This is a genomic window from Alkalicoccus saliphilus, assembly GCF_003044065.1.
In the GTDB taxonomy this organism is placed as follows: Bacteria; Bacillota; Bacilli; order Bacillales; family Salisediminibacteriaceae; genus Alkalicoccus; species Alkalicoccus saliphilus.
The window spans coordinates 1-17547 of record NZ_PZJJ01000021.1 but is presented as its reverse complement, the minus strand read 5'-3'; the positions used below and the strand labels follow the sequence as shown (position 1 = coordinate 17547).

The 17547-nt window shown below is 44.8% G+C and carries 17 protein-coding genes, 1 riboswitch and 1 other annotated feature (1 of these 19 only partly in view); of the genes, 7 read left to right on the top strand and 10 right to left on the bottom strand.

All coding sequences use genetic code 11. The annotated features are described in order from the left end of the window. Positions 1-73 (top strand) — a binding site (T-box leader) (it extends 171 nt beyond the left edge of the window). A gap of 83 nt (positions 74-156) precedes the next feature. After that, the gene (gene tyrS / locus C6Y45_RS12075; protein WP_107585484.1) at positions 157-1371 is read left to right on the top strand and encodes a tyrosine--tRNA ligase; all 1215 of its coding nucleotides are present in this window, start codon (positions 157-159) and stop codon (positions 1369-1371) included. Positions 1372-1470: 99 nt separating this feature from the next. On the opposite strand, the gene C6Y45_RS12070 is transcribed toward tyrS, so the two are convergent. The 5 genes from C6Y45_RS12070 to C6Y45_RS12050 form a co-directional block, all read right to left on the bottom strand. Continuing rightward, positions 1471-3519, bottom strand: a complete 2049-nt coding sequence (locus C6Y45_RS12070; protein ID WP_107585483.1) for a putative bifunctional diguanylate cyclase/phosphodiesterase — start codon at positions 3517-3519, stop codon at positions 1471-1473. 247 nt (positions 3520-3766) lie between these two features. Continuing rightward, positions 3767-4600, bottom strand: a complete 834-nt coding sequence (locus C6Y45_RS12065; protein ID WP_107585529.1) for an SDR family NAD(P)-dependent oxidoreductase — start codon at positions 4598-4600, stop codon at positions 3767-3769. Between the two features lie 83 nt (positions 4601-4683). Continuing rightward, on the bottom strand, positions 4684-4986 hold the full coding sequence (locus C6Y45_RS12060; protein WP_107585482.1) for a hypothetical protein: 303 nt from the start codon (positions 4984-4986) through the stop codon (positions 4684-4686). Between the two features lie 132 nt (positions 4987-5118). After that, on the bottom strand, positions 5119-7110 hold the full coding sequence (locus C6Y45_RS12055) for a copper-translocating P-type ATPase (protein ID WP_107585481.1): 1992 nt from the start codon (positions 7108-7110) through the stop codon (positions 5119-5121). Between the two features lie 122 nt (positions 7111-7232). Then, entirely contained in the window at positions 7233-8045 is an 813-nt protein-coding gene (locus C6Y45_RS12050) for a CPBP family intramembrane glutamic endopeptidase (protein WP_107585480.1), read from the bottom strand. Positions 8046-8227: 182 nt separating this feature from the next. Continuing rightward, positions 8228-8330: riboswitch (TPP riboswitch) on the top strand. A 149-nt stretch (positions 8331-8479) separates the two neighbouring features. Here C6Y45_RS12050 and tenA point away from each other — a divergent pair. Next, positions 8480-9160 carry a thiaminase II gene (tenA, locus tag C6Y45_RS12045; RefSeq protein WP_107585479.1) on the top strand — a complete coding sequence of 227 codons (681 nt, stop codon included), beginning with the start codon at positions 8480-8482 and terminating at the stop codon, positions 9158-9160. Positions 9161-9319: 159 nt separating this feature from the next. On the opposite strand, the gene C6Y45_RS17590 is transcribed toward tenA, so the two are convergent. The 3 genes from C6Y45_RS17590 to C6Y45_RS12035 form a co-directional block, all read right to left on the bottom strand. Beyond that, positions 9320-9544, bottom strand: a complete 225-nt coding sequence (locus tag C6Y45_RS17590) for a hypothetical protein (protein ID WP_160058341.1) — start codon at positions 9542-9544, stop codon at positions 9320-9322. Positions 9545-9648: 104 nt separating this feature from the next. Next, positions 9649-9918 (bottom strand): 30S ribosomal protein S14, encoded by a 270-nt coding sequence (rpsN, locus tag C6Y45_RS12040; protein WP_107585478.1) that lies wholly within the window; start codon positions 9916-9918, stop codon positions 9649-9651. Positions 9919-9940: 22 nt separating this feature from the next. Further along, positions 9941-10312 carry a hypothetical protein gene (locus tag C6Y45_RS12035; protein ID WP_107585477.1) on the bottom strand — a complete coding sequence of 124 codons (372 nt, stop codon included), beginning with the start codon at positions 10310-10312 and terminating at the stop codon, positions 9941-9943. A 232-nt stretch (positions 10313-10544) separates the two neighbouring features. Here C6Y45_RS12035 and C6Y45_RS12030 point away from each other — a divergent pair, with 232 nt between their 5' ends. The 4 genes from C6Y45_RS12030 (at position 10545) to C6Y45_RS12015 (ending at position 13976) form a co-directional block, all read left to right on the top strand. Beyond that, the gene (locus tag C6Y45_RS12030) at positions 10545-11708 is read left to right on the top strand and encodes an FAD/NAD(P)-binding protein (protein ID WP_107585476.1); all 1164 of its coding nucleotides are present in this window, start codon (positions 10545-10547) and stop codon (positions 11706-11708) included. A gap of 17 nt (positions 11709-11725) precedes the next feature. Beyond that, positions 11726-12907: a GTP-binding protein gene (locus C6Y45_RS12025; protein WP_107585475.1), complete on the top strand. Its 1182-nt coding sequence runs from the start codon at positions 11726-11728 to the stop codon at positions 12905-12907. A 219-nt stretch (positions 12908-13126) separates the two neighbouring features. Continuing rightward, positions 13127-13714, top strand: a complete 588-nt coding sequence (locus C6Y45_RS12020) for a hypothetical protein (protein WP_107585474.1) — start codon at positions 13127-13129, stop codon at positions 13712-13714. Positions 13715-13757: 43 nt separating this feature from the next. Beyond that, positions 13758-13976, top strand: coding sequence for a hypothetical protein (locus C6Y45_RS12015; RefSeq protein WP_146159177.1), 219 nt, complete (start codon positions 13758-13760; stop codon positions 13974-13976). A gap of 135 nt (positions 13977-14111) precedes the next feature. Here C6Y45_RS12015 and C6Y45_RS12010 read toward each other — a convergent pair whose 3' ends face one another. Then, positions 14112-14993: a FixH family protein gene (locus C6Y45_RS12010; RefSeq protein WP_107585472.1), complete on the bottom strand. Its 882-nt coding sequence runs from the start codon at positions 14991-14993 to the stop codon at positions 14112-14114. Between the two features lie 2 nt (positions 14994-14995). Continuing rightward, positions 14996-15592 carry a DeoR family transcriptional regulator gene (locus C6Y45_RS12005; RefSeq protein WP_107585471.1) on the bottom strand — a complete coding sequence of 199 codons (597 nt, stop codon included), beginning with the start codon at positions 15590-15592 and terminating at the stop codon, positions 14996-14998. Between the two features lie 438 nt (positions 15593-16030). Between C6Y45_RS12005 and C6Y45_RS12000 the strand changes: the two genes are divergently transcribed. Further along, a complete protein-coding gene (locus tag C6Y45_RS12000; protein WP_107585470.1) occupies positions 16031-17452 on the top strand; it encodes a hypothetical protein in 1422 nt (473 codons plus the stop codon). The last annotated feature ends 95 nt before the right edge of the window (positions 17453-17547 follow it).

Genomic DNA, 17547 nt, shown 5'->3' with positions numbered 1-17547 from the left:
GTACTTTCAGAGGAGATCTGTGCGAGCAGTTCTCGAAAAAAGGTGGTAACACGTGAAAAAACACGTCCTTCAGGAAATCCCTGGGGGGCGTTTTTTGTTTTTCTCTTATAGAGCTTGCAATATTAATTTATTTAATATTACAAGGAGATGTGTTGAATGTTTTTAAAACCAACAGAGCAGCTGGAGATCATTAAGAAAGGGGCCGACACGATCATCGATGAACAAGAACTGCTCGGAAAACTCGAACGTTCTTTCAAGGAGCAGAAGCCGCTCAAGATAAAACTTGGACTGGATCCTTCCGCTCCGGATATTCATCTGGGGCATGCAGTAGTCCTGCGAAAAATTAAACAGATGCAGGATCTCGGTCATGAGGCGGTTATTTTAATCGGGGATTTTACCGGAAGGATCGGTGACCCATCCGGTAAAGCGAAAGGACGAACGGCTTTAAGCGATGAGACAGTGAAAGAAAATGCTGAAACTTACCGGGAGCAGATTTTCAAAGTATTGAATGAAGAAAAAACTACACTTCGTTTCAACAGTGAGTGGCTTTCCGGGCTGACATTTGAAGAAGTGCTCACGCTCGCAGCCTCCACGTCCGTCGCACGGGTCCTCGAGCGGGATGATTTTCAGAAACGTTACCGGGAACAGACCCCGATCGGCCTCCACGAGTTTTTCTACCCGCTGATGCAGGCGTACGATTCGGTGGAACTGCAGGCGGACATAGAGCTCGGAGGCACAGACCAGACGTTCAACGTTCTGATGGGAAGACCACTGCAAAACCATTTCGGTATGGAAAAACAGATTGCAATTTTCATGCCGCTGCTGGAAGGTCTTGATGGGAAAGAAAAAATGAGTAAAAGTCTCGGCAACTACATCGGTGTAAATGAATCACCCGAAATAATGTTAAAGAAAGTAATGGAAGTACCGGATAAACTAATTGTGAAGTACTTTGAACTCGCAACAGACGAACACCCGGCAGAAGTACGAAAAATCCAGGACCGTCTTGATGGAAACGAAAATCCAAGAGACATTAAACTGGAACTGGCGCGAATTATTACTTTTCTGTACCATGGTGCTGCGGCTTCTGCTGAAGCAGAAGAGTACTTCAAAACTGCTTTTCAGCAGCGAAAAATTCCTGAAAACATTCCTGAAATTCTTTTGGAGTTAGATAAGGACAGACTGGAAGATGTCGTGCCCCAGCTCGCTGCAGGTCAGTTCGTAAAAAGCAAAAGCGAATTTCTCAGGCTCATTAAGCAGAGTGGAGTTTCACTGAACGAAGAAAAAATTACTGTAGACGAACTGGACACCGTGCTTTCCGATAAAGATGTGCTCCAGATTGGTAAAAAGCGGTTTATACGTTTTAAAAAATAAAACAGTGGATTAAAAAGATATCGGAAAACAATTTGATGCAGATAAATCAGTAGTATAAAAGCCTCGATGACTGAAGCATAGTCATCGAGGCTTTTCATTTTATAATGTCATGTCCCGTCCTTCCGTAAATGAATATTTTAATTCAGAAGCTGGTACAGGATGTTGAAAAATGTACCCTTGTATGAAACCGGCGTTCATTTTTCGTAAAGCGTCAAGCTGCTCTTTTGTTTCCACGCCTTCGCAGACAATTTCCATCCCGGAAAGTTCCGCAAACGTGATCATGAGCTGGATGACCTGCTGTTTTTTGTCTGAGCCCGGGAACTTGTTCATAAAGTGTTTATCGAGTTTTAACGTATGGATAGGGAGTTCCTGAAGTCTCGTCAGAGAAGAAACCCCTGCTCCAAAATCATCAAGAGCTATAGAAAAACCTTCTTTCTCCAACTCCAGCAGCTGTCCGGCCATCTGCTGGAGATTTTCGACCATCGATGTTTCGGTCAGTTCCCACTCAATCATTTCCGGAGGGATGCCGTGCCGGTGTACGAGATCTGTAATCTGGCAGTTGGCATCAACAAATTCAAAATGGAGCGGCGAAAGGTTGATGGAAACACGCTGAATAGAAGCAGCAGTCTTACGCCATTCTTTCAGCTGCAGGCACACTTTTTCTACTACCTGCAGAGTCAGCGGCATAATAAGACCAAAGCGTTCCGCAGCATCAATAAAAACACCGGGCGAAATGACGCCGTAGTCCGGGTGCTGCCAGCGGACGAGAGCTTCCACTTTGTGGACCTCACCTGAGTGAGTCTTCACCTGCGGTTGATAGTAGACATCCATTTCTTTGTTCTGCAGAGCTTTTCTAAGTGACATTTCCATCCATTCATCCGAAAGGTCCTGGTGATTTTTTTCTTCATAAAAAAAGAGAGGTCGTTCCTGCTGCTTTGCGTGAGCCAGAGCGATTTCCGCCTGGGCTGCAAGTCTTTCCGGAGAGGCGGAGCTATCTACAGCTGTACCACCGAAGCAGAGCGCAAGGTGAATCCGTTGATTATCCTGAAACACATTCGCTTCATAAGGCAGCTGGAGAGCGTTAAGCTGCGCATCCACCGTTAAGTTACCTGATTCCTTTAAGCAAAGAAGAAATTTGCTTCCTTCACTCTTGAAAATACGGCTTTCCGGGGAAAGCCTCTTTTGCAGTGTTTCTGCTACCTGCTTCAATACGGCGTCTCCGGAAGTGAACCCATAGCTCTGGTTTAATGCCCGCAGCCGCATAATATCTGCGTAAATGATCACCTTATATTCCTCATTCCAGGAGGGGGCCTCTTTCATCCAGAAACGCTGGTTATAAAGACCGGTAATAGCGTCTTTGTAATGCGTTTCCTGAAACCATCTTTTTTCCTGAAACAAAATCCACTGAACAGAAATAAAAATCACGGCTGTTCCGGTAATAGTGGCAGTTAATAAAGACGATTGATTTACTACTGGTTCAGGCGTCAGAAACAGCGAATAAGTTTCCGGGATGCAGAAGCTCGTTCCTTCCATGCCCGTGTAATGCATGGAAGAAACAGCCAGTCCGAGAAACACGGAAGCTCCTGAGCGCTGTAACAGCGGCCGGCTGATTTTCATGTATGTAAACAGAGCGAATGCGGCAAAAGATCCAGCAACTGCAATTACGGAGGATCCGATCACAGAGGCGGCAGAGTAAGTTACTTCTCCTGCAAAGGAAACAGCATGCATACCCGTATAATGCATGGCTGTGATTCCAGCCCCGGTTATCAGGCCCGCTGCTAAAAGCGCAAAAATCGACCGCTGCTTTTGGTGAAGTACGTAAAATGCAGTTAAAGAGGCTGTGAAGGCTGCCAAAAAAGAAACGAATGTCCAACTACTGTCGTAGTCCATTGGAATATGAAGCTGATAAGCTGACATACCGATAAAATGCATACTCCAAATAGAAGTGGCAAGGACAACGGAACCAATGAATATCCATTTGTTAATCTGTTTTGGCTCTGTAAGTTTTGTTAGTCTTCTATTAATTTCGAATGCGACAAAAGCACCTGTACAGGCAATCGCAATAGAAAGAAGAATAAGGCGCCAGTCATAGGAAGCTTCCAGCACCATCAGGGTATTCTGCATGAATAATAATCCTTCCTTGTTCATTAAAGTGAATATACTATGTTTTTTATCAGAAGGAGCTGCATTGTCTGTTAAAACAATTTTAGAGAGAAAGGAAGATAAAGTAAACCACAGCTGATCATATTTAATGAGAAAGTAACAATCAGGATAATGATATTAAAACTACTATCTTTATCTCAGGTCCCTTTAAGATCAATGTTTATATAAGAAAGTCTTCTACACCTTCAATATAGAGATGGAGTGAATTTTTCACGGTAATTACAGTGCAGCTTTACAATGAGAACGGTGGAATACGCCTTCCATCGATATCTGTAAATCCGTATTCTTCAGCAAGGTCTCCGGTTCGTAAAGCCCGGCCGTTTTTTTTATCGATTTTCGGATCGCCGGCCAGTGCGGCTGCGGCTCTGCCGACGTAATAGGGGGACTCGCTCTGCCTTAATTCAGGGATGTTCATCCAATGTTCTTCGTCAGTTTCAAAATGTTTCAGCACAAGTTCAGTTCTCATAAATCCGGGGGATAAGGCAAGAACGGTTATGCCACTTCCTGCAAGTTCAATCGACAGCCCGTAAGCCATTCGCACGAGAGCGTTTTTGGCAAGGTCATAATAAAACTGACCGGTATATTTTCCTTCATCCCAAAACGTCGTATGGATAATAAGGGCATTCGCATTTTTTTCGAGAAGCGGGAGGGCGAAATGGTTAACGGCTAGCTGGGCACGCACCCCGGCAGTAAACATTGTATCCCAGTTTTTTAAGGATAATTCCCGGAAAGGCTTCTGCTCTACTCCTAAGTCATGGGCTCCCCAGACGTTGTTTATGAGAATGTCCAGCTTTCCCTGTTCCCGCTGTATCTGATCCATGACAGCTTTTGTCTGGCTGTCCACCGTATGGTCACAGCGGATAGGAGCACCCTGCCCGCCTTTCTCCTTTATTTCCGCAATTGTTTCATCTATTGTTCCGGGCCGGTTGTTCGTGGAATCACTACGTGTACTCCGGGCTGTAACATATACAAAAGCTCCTGCACGTCCTAATTCTATAGCAATCGCCCGTCCTGCTCCGCGGCTGGCACCGGTGACAAGAGCTGTTTTTCCTTCAAGAGGTTTCATTTTGAAAATTCCTTTCATACTTAATTTCAGCTCCATCATAAAAAATTCCGTGAATTGACACATTAAGAGTCCTAAAAGCTGTTTCAGGCTCCTTTCGGGGACGAGACATTGGAAGTGTCCGCCGCTTCATTCAATTTCCGGAGAATAACAGCCGGATCCTTTCCCTGAAAATGTTCTTTCAACGCTTTTATCGATGCGGGAGGAACTTCGTGCTGAATCATTACCTGTACTGCATTTTCCCATTGGGAAACAATTTCTGAAACAGGCGTATCTTTTGTAATCGCTATGTTTGCTGTTGAGGACCAGAGAAAAACTTCGCTTTCAACCGTCAGGCTTGCCATGGAGGAAAATTTCAGCTTCAGTCTGCACCACAGGAGATATTCCAATCTCTTCTTCCGCAGGCGTCTGTCGGTATCCACTCCTTTTTTTCTTAATGGAAAAAGTATTGTTTCTGCTATTCATGAGCGCTGTTCTTTGTTTTCAAAGCAACCTTTGTACTAACCATCTATTTTCTCTTGTTATTCGGCTTTTAAAAGTCTGGCATTAATTGCGACGACGATAGTGCTTAGGGACATAAGTACTGCACCGGCAGCAGGAGTCAGAAGAATACCAAAGGCAAAGAGCACACCAGCGGCGAGAGGAAGGGCAATGATATTATAGCCGGCTGCCCACCAGAGATTCTGAATCATTTTCCGGTAGGTGGAGCGGGAAAGTTTCAGCAGGGAGACGACATCTTTCGGATCGCTTCGGACGAGAATGACGTCTGCGGATTCAATCGCTACATCTGTCCCTGCACCGACAGCAATTCCAAGGTCGGCTCCTGCAAGTGCCGGGGCATCATTCACCCCGTCACCTGTCATGGCAACTTTCAGCCCCTTTGCCTGAATTTCTTTGATTTTCTCCGCTTTCTGATGAGGAAGAACACCTGCGTAGACATCATCCAGGTCAAGCTGACGACCGACCCAGCGGGCGACCTTCTCGTTATCTCCTGTCAGCATCATTGCCTGAATCCCCATTTTCTTCAGTTCAGCTACGGCCTGACGGGAGGTTTCCCGTACCTGATCAGCCAGTGCGATCATGCCGGATAATTTGTCGTCAGTCAGGACAAAAACAACGGTCTTTCCCTGTTCGGACAGCTCACTGAATTTTTCTGTGTCGTACTCCAGCTCTTTTTCCTTCATATAGCCCGGACTGATCACCTTTATTTCCTTGTTTTCCACTAGACCTGTTAAACCTTTTCCAGTCAATGATTTGAAAGTATCTGGAGCAGAAAAGGAGATACCCCTGTTCTCCGCTTCTTTAACGATGCCCCGGGCAATAGGATGTTCTGACTGTGATTCAATAGAAGCAGCCCATTCGAGCACTCTTTCTTCCGGTTGCTCATAAACGAAAAAATCCGTGATTCCAAATTCCCCCTTCGTCAATGTCCCCGTTTTATCAAACACCACGGCATCTATCGCCCGGCCTTCTTCAAAGTTTGTGCGGTTGCGGATAAGAAGCCCTTTTCTGGCAGATATACTTGTAGATACAGCTGTGACGAGAGGAGTGGCCAGGCCCAGGGCGTGAGGACAGGCAATAACCATGACAGTAACCATGCGTTCGATAGAGAAATTCACGGAGTAACCGAATAAAAACCAGACGATAAACGTCGTACTTCCCGCTAGAACTGCTACGTAGAAAAGAAACTTCGCAGCCCGGTTGGCAAGGTTCTGGGCCCGGGATTTGGATTCCTGTGCTTCTTTGACCATTTCGATAACCTGGGATAAGTAGCTTTCTTCTCCGGTTTTCTCTACTGCAGCAGTGAGAGAGCCTTCACTGTTAATCGAACCGCCGATAATTTTGTCATCGACTTTTTTCGGCACGGGTACTGATTCTCCGGTCAAGTTGGATTCGTCCACTTCTGAAGACCCACGGATAATCGTTCCGTCTACTGGGATTTTTTCCCCCGGTTTAATCAGCACCTGCTGGCCGGGTAACAGATCCGCTGTTGGGACTTCTTTTGTAGTTCCGTCTTCCTGAAGAAGGTGGGCGGTGGAAGGCATAAATTTTACAAGCTCCTCCAAGGCGTTCGAAGCTCCCATAATTGACTTCATTTCAATCCAGTGGCCTAAAAGCATAATTACGATCAGTGTGGAGAGCTCCCAGTACATTTCGTGACCGGGAACCCCGAAGACAACCGCAGTACTGTAAAAGTAGGCGACAGAAATAGCCAGAGCAATGAGGGTCATCATTCCGAGGCTCTTCTGCCGGAATTCATCGACGGATCCTTTTAAGAACGGCCATCCGCCATAAAAATATACTAAGGAAGAAAGCACAAATAAAAGGTACATATCCCCTGTGAAGCGCCAGTTTACTCCGAGAAATGTCTGAATCATAGGGGAGAGTGCCAGAATGGGAACCATAAATAGAATAGAAACGAAAAAGCGGTTTTTAAACATGTTTTCATGACCGTGATGGCCACTGTGATGATGTTCTTCATGATGAGAGTCGTGGGGAGAGGTGTGTTTCATTCGTATCTGCTCCTTTCCATTACCGATTAACCGTCAGGAAGAGCTGTATGAAATATCTTTCCCTGATTGTATTGGAAAAGTTTGAAAAAAGTATGAATTTTCCAAGTTAACACAGCTGAGTGTTAATTTTTCGGGTGCTTTCTAAGTGGCTGATAAATATAAATAAGGGCCGCAGTACCAGTCAGAAGAAGAAATACTGCCAGAAAAAAGAGGGTCATGGAATAAGGATATAGAGCGGTAAGTGTGAAATTAATGGACAAATGGATAAGTACGGCGCCAAGAATACTTTTATTTGTCTGATTATAAATCCAGGTTATGAAGATGGAATAACCAAACACATTCAAAAAGAAGGCAGCGGTATACATAGTCCAAAAACTCTGCATGCCTTGAAAGGTCCCGGGCATGAAAAAAAGCGGCAGGTGCCACAGCCCCCAGAAGAGTCCGATCCAAAGGGAAGCCTGCAGCGGGGAGAAGTCTTTCTGAAGTTCTTCCAGCATAAAGCCGCGCCAGCCGATTTCTTCCGACACCGGTCCCAGGAAAAATAAGGTGAGAAGATTCAGGAGGAAGAAGGAAGGAGAACCAAGCATGAGACGCAGTCCCTCGGCCTGAGGAAAGGACTGCGTAAACAAATAATTATCCAAAAAGGCAGCTGCCGTGAAAACGGCCGGGTAAAGAAGCAGTAGAATTCCAAGCCATGCCCACCCGATCCGGCGGAAACTGAACAGCCGGCTCCGAAAAAACCGGCGTGTTTCGGAAGTACTTCTGCGGAGAATAAAATAAGTCCCTGCTGCAGAAGGACCGAATCCACCGATAAGAAATAAAGCTGCACCCGCAGGATGGTGGAGGGTATTCAGCTGTAAGAAGACAACAGTCAGCCAGCAGCACCACGAGATACTAAATGTAAGCAGAAGAAAGAAAATGATATTTCGGGACATGGGCTTCCCACTCCTTGCTCGTTTTATTTCATGTGCGTATTCAGGTTGTACCGGCGCTCAAAAATGTCTCTTTCCAATAACTTAATTCCCCGCAGGTAATAAAATATCCTTCTGCCGGCTGACTCGTGGAGTTGCTATATTGAGAATATTCTGTTAAAAATAAAGGACAACAGAATAAAGAAACACTACTCTGGGGGAGCTGTTTTCAGCTGAGAAAGACTTTGTCTTGACCCTTATGTACCTGATCTGGCTAATACCAGCGGAGGGAAGAGTCGGCATAATTGAAAAACGCTCCCCGGTGTGGGGGCGCAGCTGAACACTTCTTTCTGCAGAAAGGAGTGTATTTTTGATTTCATTTTAAGTAATTTCCGGCCGTGTAAAAAGGTGGTAGAAGTTGTAATTGTGAAAACAAATTGCTGAGGAGGGCGAAACAAATGAAATTCAGCGAAAGACTGTATGAAAAACTGCAGCCGATCTGGCGGGAGAATCATAATCACCCTTTTGTTGCAGAGATGGGAAAGGGGACTCTTGAACAAGCGAAGTTCCGTTTTTTTATGGTGCAGGATTATCTATATTTAATTGAATATGCCAAGCTGTTCGCTATTGGAGCGGCAAAAGCCCGGGATGTCCGGACGATGGGTCGCTTTGCAAGTCTGATGGATGTAACGATGAATGAAGAAATGGCACTGCACCGGCAGTATGCTGCGAAGTTTGGAATAACAGAAAAAGAGCTGGAGGAAGCTTCCCCTTCCCCGGTTACGTTAGCCTATACTCACTACATGCTTCATGTTGGAAATAACGGATCGTTGAGCGATCTGGTGGCAGCACTGCTTCCATGTGCCTGGAGCTATTGGGAAATAGGAAGGGAGCTTGCCGCCCGTCCCGGTGCAGCCGATCATCCACTTTACGGCGAATGGATCCGGATGTACAGCTCGGAGGAATTCGGGCAGACGGCACAGTGGTGTATCGATCTGCTCGACGAATTGACTGCTGCCTCCTCTGAAGCTGAGCTGAAAAAACTGGAAGAGATTTTTTTGAATACAACGAGATTTGAATATATGTTCTGGGATATGGCCTACAATAAAACAATGTGGCCGCTGGATGAAAAATCCTGACAGAAAATTACATGATATTAATATAAAACTCCCCTGAGGATAACCTATCCTCAGGGGAGTTTTATATTTGAGAGTGTTGATTAAGTCTTGGTTTCAGAATAATTATTCTTCTGAGCGTATAGCTTTCTCCTGCGCTCAGCCTTGCCGTGGGGCTCGTCATCAGCTGTTTGGCCTGCGCCATGGAAAAGGATCTTCCGACTTCGCTTTATCCCACCGGCGTCCCCGCCGGTCCTTCCGGAGGAAGAAGCCTCTCCTGAAAGGAAGAAAGGACGGAATCAACACATTTTTTAGAAGAAGAAACTTCTTTTTATTTTTCTGCTGGAGCTGCAGCAGGCGACTCCGAGGCGAGATAGGACGAGCAGAAGATCCATTTCTTCCGACCATTGGAGGAAGAAATTAGCTGAAGCCGGCCCGCCCGGAAAGCGTCCTGCGGAGGCGAAAGCAGGGAAATGCATAGGCATGTATAAAAAGCACTTTATATTACAGGCTTACCAGCTAGCTTTTTTCACTCCGGGAATCTGCCCTTTATGAGCATGTTCCCTGAAAGCAATCCGGGACATCTCAAACTTACGCAGTACGCCATGAGGACGGCCCGTGATACGGCATCTTCTTGTAAGACGCACCGGGGAAGAATCTTTCGGAAGTTTTCTTAAAGCTTCGTAATCGCCCTTTTCTTTCAATTCTTTTCGTTTAGCAGCATATTTTGCGACCAGTTCTTCTCTCTTTCTTTCCTTAGCGATTTTAGATTTCTTAGCCATACGTTATTAACTCCTTTGAAAATTAGTTTGTTTCCGGCAGTGTGAAATGCAAAATAAAATTTTTAGTTTTGTGGTTTCCTGGAGAGAAAGAAGGATCCTTCAATGGAATTTCTCTCAAAGATAATTGATCGAGATGCTTCAGCGTCTCGGCATGTATTTTTTGATCAATCACTTGAATCACCTGAAAAAAAGACTCTTCGGTCAGCTGAAACCTTTTACTCAGCATTCTCACAGGATACCTTTCGGTGAGAAGCTGAAGAAATTCTTCTTCTGTTTCTGCCATACCTGCAAGCTCCAGTTCTGCCTGCTCATTAGCAGCGAATAAAAGATAGTCATCCTCATGAAGGTTTTGAATACATAGTTTCCGGACAAACTCATATTTCGAACTTTCCACAAACCCGCCTCCTGTTACAAATCAAAATAATTACGATTTACAAGTTTATTTAATCACATTCCGAAATAAGTGTAAAGAGATAAATCGTAATTATTATTATTTACAAATCGTAATCTTTACGATAAACTCCTTGATAAAGAAGAAATGATGAAGCTGGGCTAATTAATTCAGACAGTGATTTATGCTCCTTTAAATATTAATTGAGAACAGGTCATGGAAAGGAGGCGGTATTATGAATAAATGGATCATCATCGGTGGAGGTATCCATGGATGTACGGCAGCGAATTTTTTATCGGAAAATGTTTCTCCGGCGGAAATGAAAATTATTGACCCTCACATAGGACCAATGGCTCTCTGGAAAAAAAGAACGGAATATATCGGTATGGAGTTTCTCCGTTCTCCTTCTGTCCACCACACGGATAAAGACGCGTTTAGTCTTCAAAAATTTGCAGGCGTCAGAGCCGACCCGAAAAATTTCTATGGAAAATACAAGCGGCCTAATCTGCAGGTATTTAATGAGCATGCTTTAAAAACTTTTTACAGTAACGGTCTCGACCGCTCCTGGGAGCAGGGGACCGTACACAAAGTTTACAAAGAATCAGACGTATGGACAGTGGAAACAGCAGAAGGTAAGTCTTTTCAGTCAGAAAACGTAGTTATAGCTGTCCGGCCGAACAGCAAAGTTAATATTCCAGAATGGGCGGCAGGACTCAAAGAAAGCGGGGGAAACGTCTATCATATTTTTGAAGAGAGTCCTCCTGATTTAAATAAAGTGTCCCTTCCTCTTACGGTAGTCGGAGGAGGTATCAGCGCAGCACATACTGCGGTGAAGCTTGCAGAAAGGTACCCGGGAAAGGTGACACTTCTTAAAAGGCATCCTTTCCGTATTCACAAATTCGACAGTGATCCGGGATGGCTTGGTCCAAAATTTCTTTCTTCTTTTCAGTGTCTGAATAATTATGAAGAGCGCCGTCGTGCTGTGAACGAAGCAAGATACAAAGGATCGCTTCCCAAAGATATATACTACAGGCTGCTCCGCCTGCAGAAGCAGGGTAAACTGGTAATAACTGATGGTGAAATCAATAAAAGCACAAAGTCGTCCGATGGAAAGATTATTCTTCATTTAAATGATAGTGAAAGAATCCATACAAAGACTGTTCTGCTTGCTACAGGATTCGTTTCATCATTGGAAGAAGTAAACTGGCTGCAGAAGCTGATTCAAAATGAACAACTGCAGTGTGCGAAATGCGGGTATCCAATTGTATCTTCTTCTCTGGAGTGGTGCAGCCACCTGTATGTTGCCGGGCCACTGAGCGAGCTGGAAGTCGGGCCGACTGCCGGAAATATTTCAGGAGCCCAGAAAGCAGCTGAACGCATTTCTGCACAAACTAACTAAATCATTCAGGAGGATGTATGACGAATAAAATTCCAGTAACTGTGCTCAGCGGATATCTTGGCGCAGGTAAAACAACTCTTTTAAATCATATACTGCATAACAGGGATAACCTGCGGGTGGCTGTTATCGTAAACGACATGAGTGAAGTCAATATCGACGCCGCCATGGTGAAGCAGGGAGGATTCTCACGTACCGAAGAAAAACTGGTGGAACTGCAGAACGGCTGCATCTGCTGCACGCTGCGGGAAGATTTAATTATGGAAGTGGAAAAACTCGTACAGGGAGGAAATATTGATTATCTTGTTATTGAATCCACCGGTATTTCAGAGCCTATTCCTGTAGCCCAGTCTTTTACTTACATGGATGAAGAACTCGGTATCAGGCTTCCGGACATCTGCCGGCTCGATACGATGGTAACTGTAGTTGATGCAGCTCATTTCTGGAAAGATTATTCCGCCGGGGAAAATCTCCTTGATCGGAGCCAGGGAGCGGATGAAGAGGATGAAAGAGAAATTTCAGACCTCTTAATTGACCAGGTGGAGTTTGCAGATGTCCTGCTTATAAATAAAACAGATCTCCTGAGTCCCGAAAAAACAGAGGAGATGGAAAAAGTTCTTCAGAAGCTGAATCCGGAAGCTGAAATAATAAAAACGGTTCATGCTGCTGTTCCGCTCGATAAAGTAATCGGCACAGAGCGTTTTCATTTTGAAAAAGCAAGTCAGGGGGCCGGCTGGATCAAAGAATTAAATGAGGAGCATATTCCCGAAACAGAAGAATACGGCATCAGTTCCTTCGTATATAAAAGGAGGCGGCCTTTTCATCCGGAACGCTGGCTGCAATGGCTTGAAAGCTGGCCGGAGGAGATAATCCGCGCTAAAGGCTTTTTCTGGCTGGCTTCAAGACATGACACGGCAGGCCTTCTATCCCAGGCCGGTCCTTCACTTTCTATTCAGGGGGCGGGGCAGTGGGTGGATGCATGGCCGGAGGAGGAAAAAGTACAGCATTTTATAGAGGAGCCGGAAATTTTAGAAACGTGGGATGAGAAATTCGGGGACAGAATGACAGAGCTTGTATTTATCGGCATTCACTTCTCCCGTAGAGAAATAGAGGAAGCATTGGATCAGTGCCTGCTGACAGAGGAAGAAATGAAACAGAACTGGAACGAGCTAAAAGATGAACTTCCGGAGTTTTATGGATAGTGAGGGTAAAGTACTTTGTTTAATTAGTTGGTGAGAGTGCCTTTTGATAGAAGTTGGTCAGAAAGACAGAATGAAAGTTCCAAGGAAAAATTTCAGAAAAATGGAATCTGATGGAACTTTCTGAAATGAATCCCGTACATAGTAAGAGAAGGTGTTTCGGGAGGGATTTTTATTCAATTAATTAAAACAGCTGCCATCGGTATCGCTTTTCTTTTGTTAATGACAGGGTGCACTTCATCTGCAGAGCAGGAAATTAAGGAACTTGGGAGCGGCTACGGGCTGGATGTGCAGACCGTGGATGGAACGAAAACAGAGGATGAAAGACTTACTGTGCTGAATTTAAGAAGTGCTGAAAGGCTGTTTCAGTACATCAGACAGTCTTTAGAGGAAGATTATTACAATGACACGTATTCCATAGAAAAGCACGAAATACTGGACGAGCCGGTGGAGGATGTAAAGACGAGCGGTTCGCACCGGGCCTCCAATGCCGTTTATACGGAACAGGGAGAAATGTTTGCAGAGTTCAGCCGCAATATAAGGCTGGATTATGAAGCTGAAACTGAAAATACAGATCCCCGTCCCCAGGAGCTGCATTTAAAAAATATGGAAGCCGCAGCTACTGGTATGCCTGGGTTTGAATGGTCCGAGCACAGTACAGCCTGCGGTTTTATCGAAGATACGGGAGAAATTATCGTATTTACCGATGGGAAATGGAAAATTCACTTTATGTATGAGGAAGAGGAAGTATACTTTGAAGTTGAAGATGACTGGTATGTGGCTTTTACTCCGGAGCAGATGATGAATTAGTTTTAATCTACTTAAGATTAAGCAGGGATTGGTGTATTTATTTATGAAATGGAAACAGCTTTTGTTCCAGGATCCTTCACCCAAAGTGAAGAAAGTAAATTTATGGCTTGCGGGGATCACAATTCTTTCCATTGTTGCAGCAGCCTCCGGGCTGATTCCGATTGAAGCTTCCGCTTTAGTGACAGTGCTGTGTCTCGCAGTGTCTGCAGGAGTATTCATATTTTATGCTGTGAAGGCAGGCGGCAGTTCTAATGATGAGTGAATCCAGAATGATTCAGCGGGACTTATCATATGAAAGCTGCTTTTATTCCAAATAGCAGCAGCAAAAAGTACTGTCGTGACTTTTTTATCACGACAGTACTTTTTAATTTCAATAATATATTCAGGTTTTAGATATTTATTCGTCTTCATCCACGGCTTTAAATTCATACTGCACATGTTCATGCACCTCATCATCTTCCAGATGCACCATCACATGATGTATGCCGCTCTCTTCCAATGCTGTCTCTTTTTCGTAAGTTCCAGCTTCTGTTTCCTCTGTATCAAGCCATGTTCTCTGCTCGTCACCGTGCTGCCATACTTCCAGACGGACATCCCCGTTTTCCCAGGCTTCCTCTTCCCATGTTACATCGATGGAAATAACTGCAGGTTCGTCTACAGGAAGTTCTTCAGAAGTATTCCACGCTATGTCCATGCCTTCATGAAGAGGATGGTCGTGATCACCGCTTTCTTCGTGGGAGTGATCGTTATGACTGTGCTCATGATCATCATCGTTGTTATTGTTTCCTTCGTGATTATGGTCATGGTTGTTCATATCATCCGCATGGTCTGTTTCTTCTGCTTCTTCCACTTCATCTTCAGAAGGCTCTCCGACAACGATATCGTGTACCGGCATTACATGCATTCCCCGGGCTGTCGTATGAGGCTGGATGTGATAGACTGCTTCGTTTTCAAAATCGTACGCCACACTGTACCATCCTTCTTCTCCAGGAAGTTCGGCTTCAATCATATCGCTTTCTTCTTTGGAACCTGCTTCCCATATTTCGAAAAGAACTTCACTGGCGTCATCGACCACCTCTTCCCCCTGGGTAACAAGTACTTTCAGTTCCGCCTTATCACCGGGATCGAGTGACTCCGGGGCCTTTATTTCAGCTTCCAGCTGTTCCATATTAATCTCATCAACCCCTACAGCTCCGCTTTCTTCGTTTGCTTCCTCTTCGGCAGTTCCGCATGCGGCAAGCAGGCCGCATAAGCTTGTTAAAATAAGTACTTTTTTCATTGTTATCTTTCCTTTCCAAAATGATTAAAGTGAGAAGTGAAGCAGCAGTCGTCCTCCATTCCGTTTTCCACTGCATCGGCAGCTTCCTCTATCGTATGCAGTGAACCTCCGAATCCTTTAATGAACTTAGCAGCTTCTTCCCTGCGTTGAAAAGCCAGAACATGAGGACTGCAGCATAAAACAGGCAGACTGCTTCCAACTACAAATACAGCACGTCTGGCATTGAACGTCGTATCAAGCATAAAATCCCGGCTTATAATTTGTTTAGGTTTTTCTTTTTTCTCCTTGAAACGAAGCAGGGCACAGTGGGCACAGCACACTTTTTCGGCACTGCCGTCTTCATAAACTATGCGGGCAGCGAGACGGCTTTCCGAAGGTTTAAAGCAGCATACACAGGCATTTTCATCAGCTGAGTCTGTTTTTACAGAGGTAATACCGCGGGAAGTTTTCAATACTCTTCCTTCCTGCTGCAGCTTTTGAATATCCCGGTAGATCGTCATTTCAGACACCTGGCATACCCGGCTGATATCAGTTACCTGAACAATTTCATGTTTCTTAACCATATCGGCAATAATACTGCGTCTTTCCAATGGTTTCACAAAAAAACTCCTTCACCAGATTGAATTATGTATAAAAACAGTCATGTGCCGCTGAAATGCAAAATTAGTAAAGGCGTTTTTTTTACAAAGATATTGAACCGTATTGCAATAATGCCAGACTTATAAAAAAACGCATATTCACGAACACACCCAGTATATCGAAAATAAAAGCAGGATAGTGATAGTTTTTGTGAAAATTTGTGACAAAATGATTGCGGTTATTTCAAGCGGAGACCTGACATGAAATAAAGTATAAAGCCCACGTTATTTTCAGGCTCTGTGCTGATAGAAGTTTTCCAGTTTAATAAATCTGATTCACTGAAGTATTGTTTCATTTCGTTGGAAGAACCCATATACTAAATAATGAAACGTTAATGTTTTTAAACGTGCCGCATATTGTCATCAACGGCACAACGACTTGTGACAGGGAGATAATTTATGAAAAAACCACTCATTATCGGTGGTGCAGTTATATCCATAGGGGCGTTAACTGCATTGCTGTACACTTCAGATACTTTTTCGCAGGTTCTGCAGACGACATATGAAGGAATTGACTACAATGTCCGGATTCACGAAAACAGTATGGAAATTTACAAAGAGGAAGGATGGAGTGCAGTTCCCGTGAAGGGGGTGAACATAGGCATGGCGAAACCCGGCACGTTTCCGGGAGAGGCAGGGATCTCCCGGGAGGAATACCGGCGCTGGTTTGAGCAGATAGGTGAAATGAATGCGAATACGATCAGAAATTATACGCTTCATCCACCCGAATTTTATGAAGAGCTGCTTGCCTACAATCAGCAGGCCGACGAACCGATATATTTATTTCATGGCGTATGGATCGAAGAAAGACCTTTGGAAGAAACGATGGATGCTTTTGACGAAGACATCACCGAAGAATTCCAGGAAGAGATGAAGCGGATAGTAGATGTGATTCACGGCAGTGCGGAAGTAGAGGAGCGTGCCGGCCACGCCCACGGTGAATACACTGCTGATATTTCTTCTTATGTAGCCGGCTGGATGCTCGGAATTGAATGGCATCCGGAAATGGTGGACAACATGTTGCAGAAATATCCGGATCTTGGAGACTACGACGGAAATTATTTCACTACAGAGAATGCAGCGCCGATGGAGTACTGGCTTGCCGAACAGTTTGACGTGCTTTTCGACTACGAAAAAGACAATTATCAGGTGATGCGACCTTACAGTTTCACCAACTGGGTGACGACTGATAATCTGGATCAGCCGTCTGAACCGTCTGAGGACGAGGACCTGGCAGAGATTAACCCTAATCATATAGTTCCAAACGGGGAGGCATCCGAAGTCGGAACCTTTGCTGTTTATCACGTGTATCCATACTATCCGGAGTTTCTTAACCTGGAAGAAGAATATTTAACATTTGAAGACCATCTTGGCAACCCGAGTAACTACGCAGGCTATCTGCATGATCTTCATCAGGCTCACGATATTCCGGTAATGATCGGAGAATTCGGTATTCCTTCTTCCCGGGGTAAAACACATAACAATCCCTTCGGCTGGAATCAGGGCTTTATATCTGAAGCAGAGCAGGGAGAAATTGTTTCCTACCTTTACGATGTCATTATGGAGGAAGGGATGCTCGGGGGTCTCGTGTTCACTTGGCAGGATGAATGGTTTAAAAGAACGTGGAATACGATGGATTATGATAATCCGGACCGGCGGCCTTTCTGGTCCAACGCCCAGACGAACGAACAGCATTTCGGACTTCTCAGCTTTGACCGCCATAAAGTGCGTATTAACGGAGAAGATGACTGGGAGGGAGGCAGCGTAGTTGCTGAGCAGGAGGGAGAGGTGATACTCTGTCAAGAAACTAGACACGTATAATTGGGATTTGATCGTTTCTTCTACCGCGCTCTCGCTTGGTGGCATTCGATAGACAATCAGGGAGACCCTGAATGTCTATCGAATGGACAGATGAG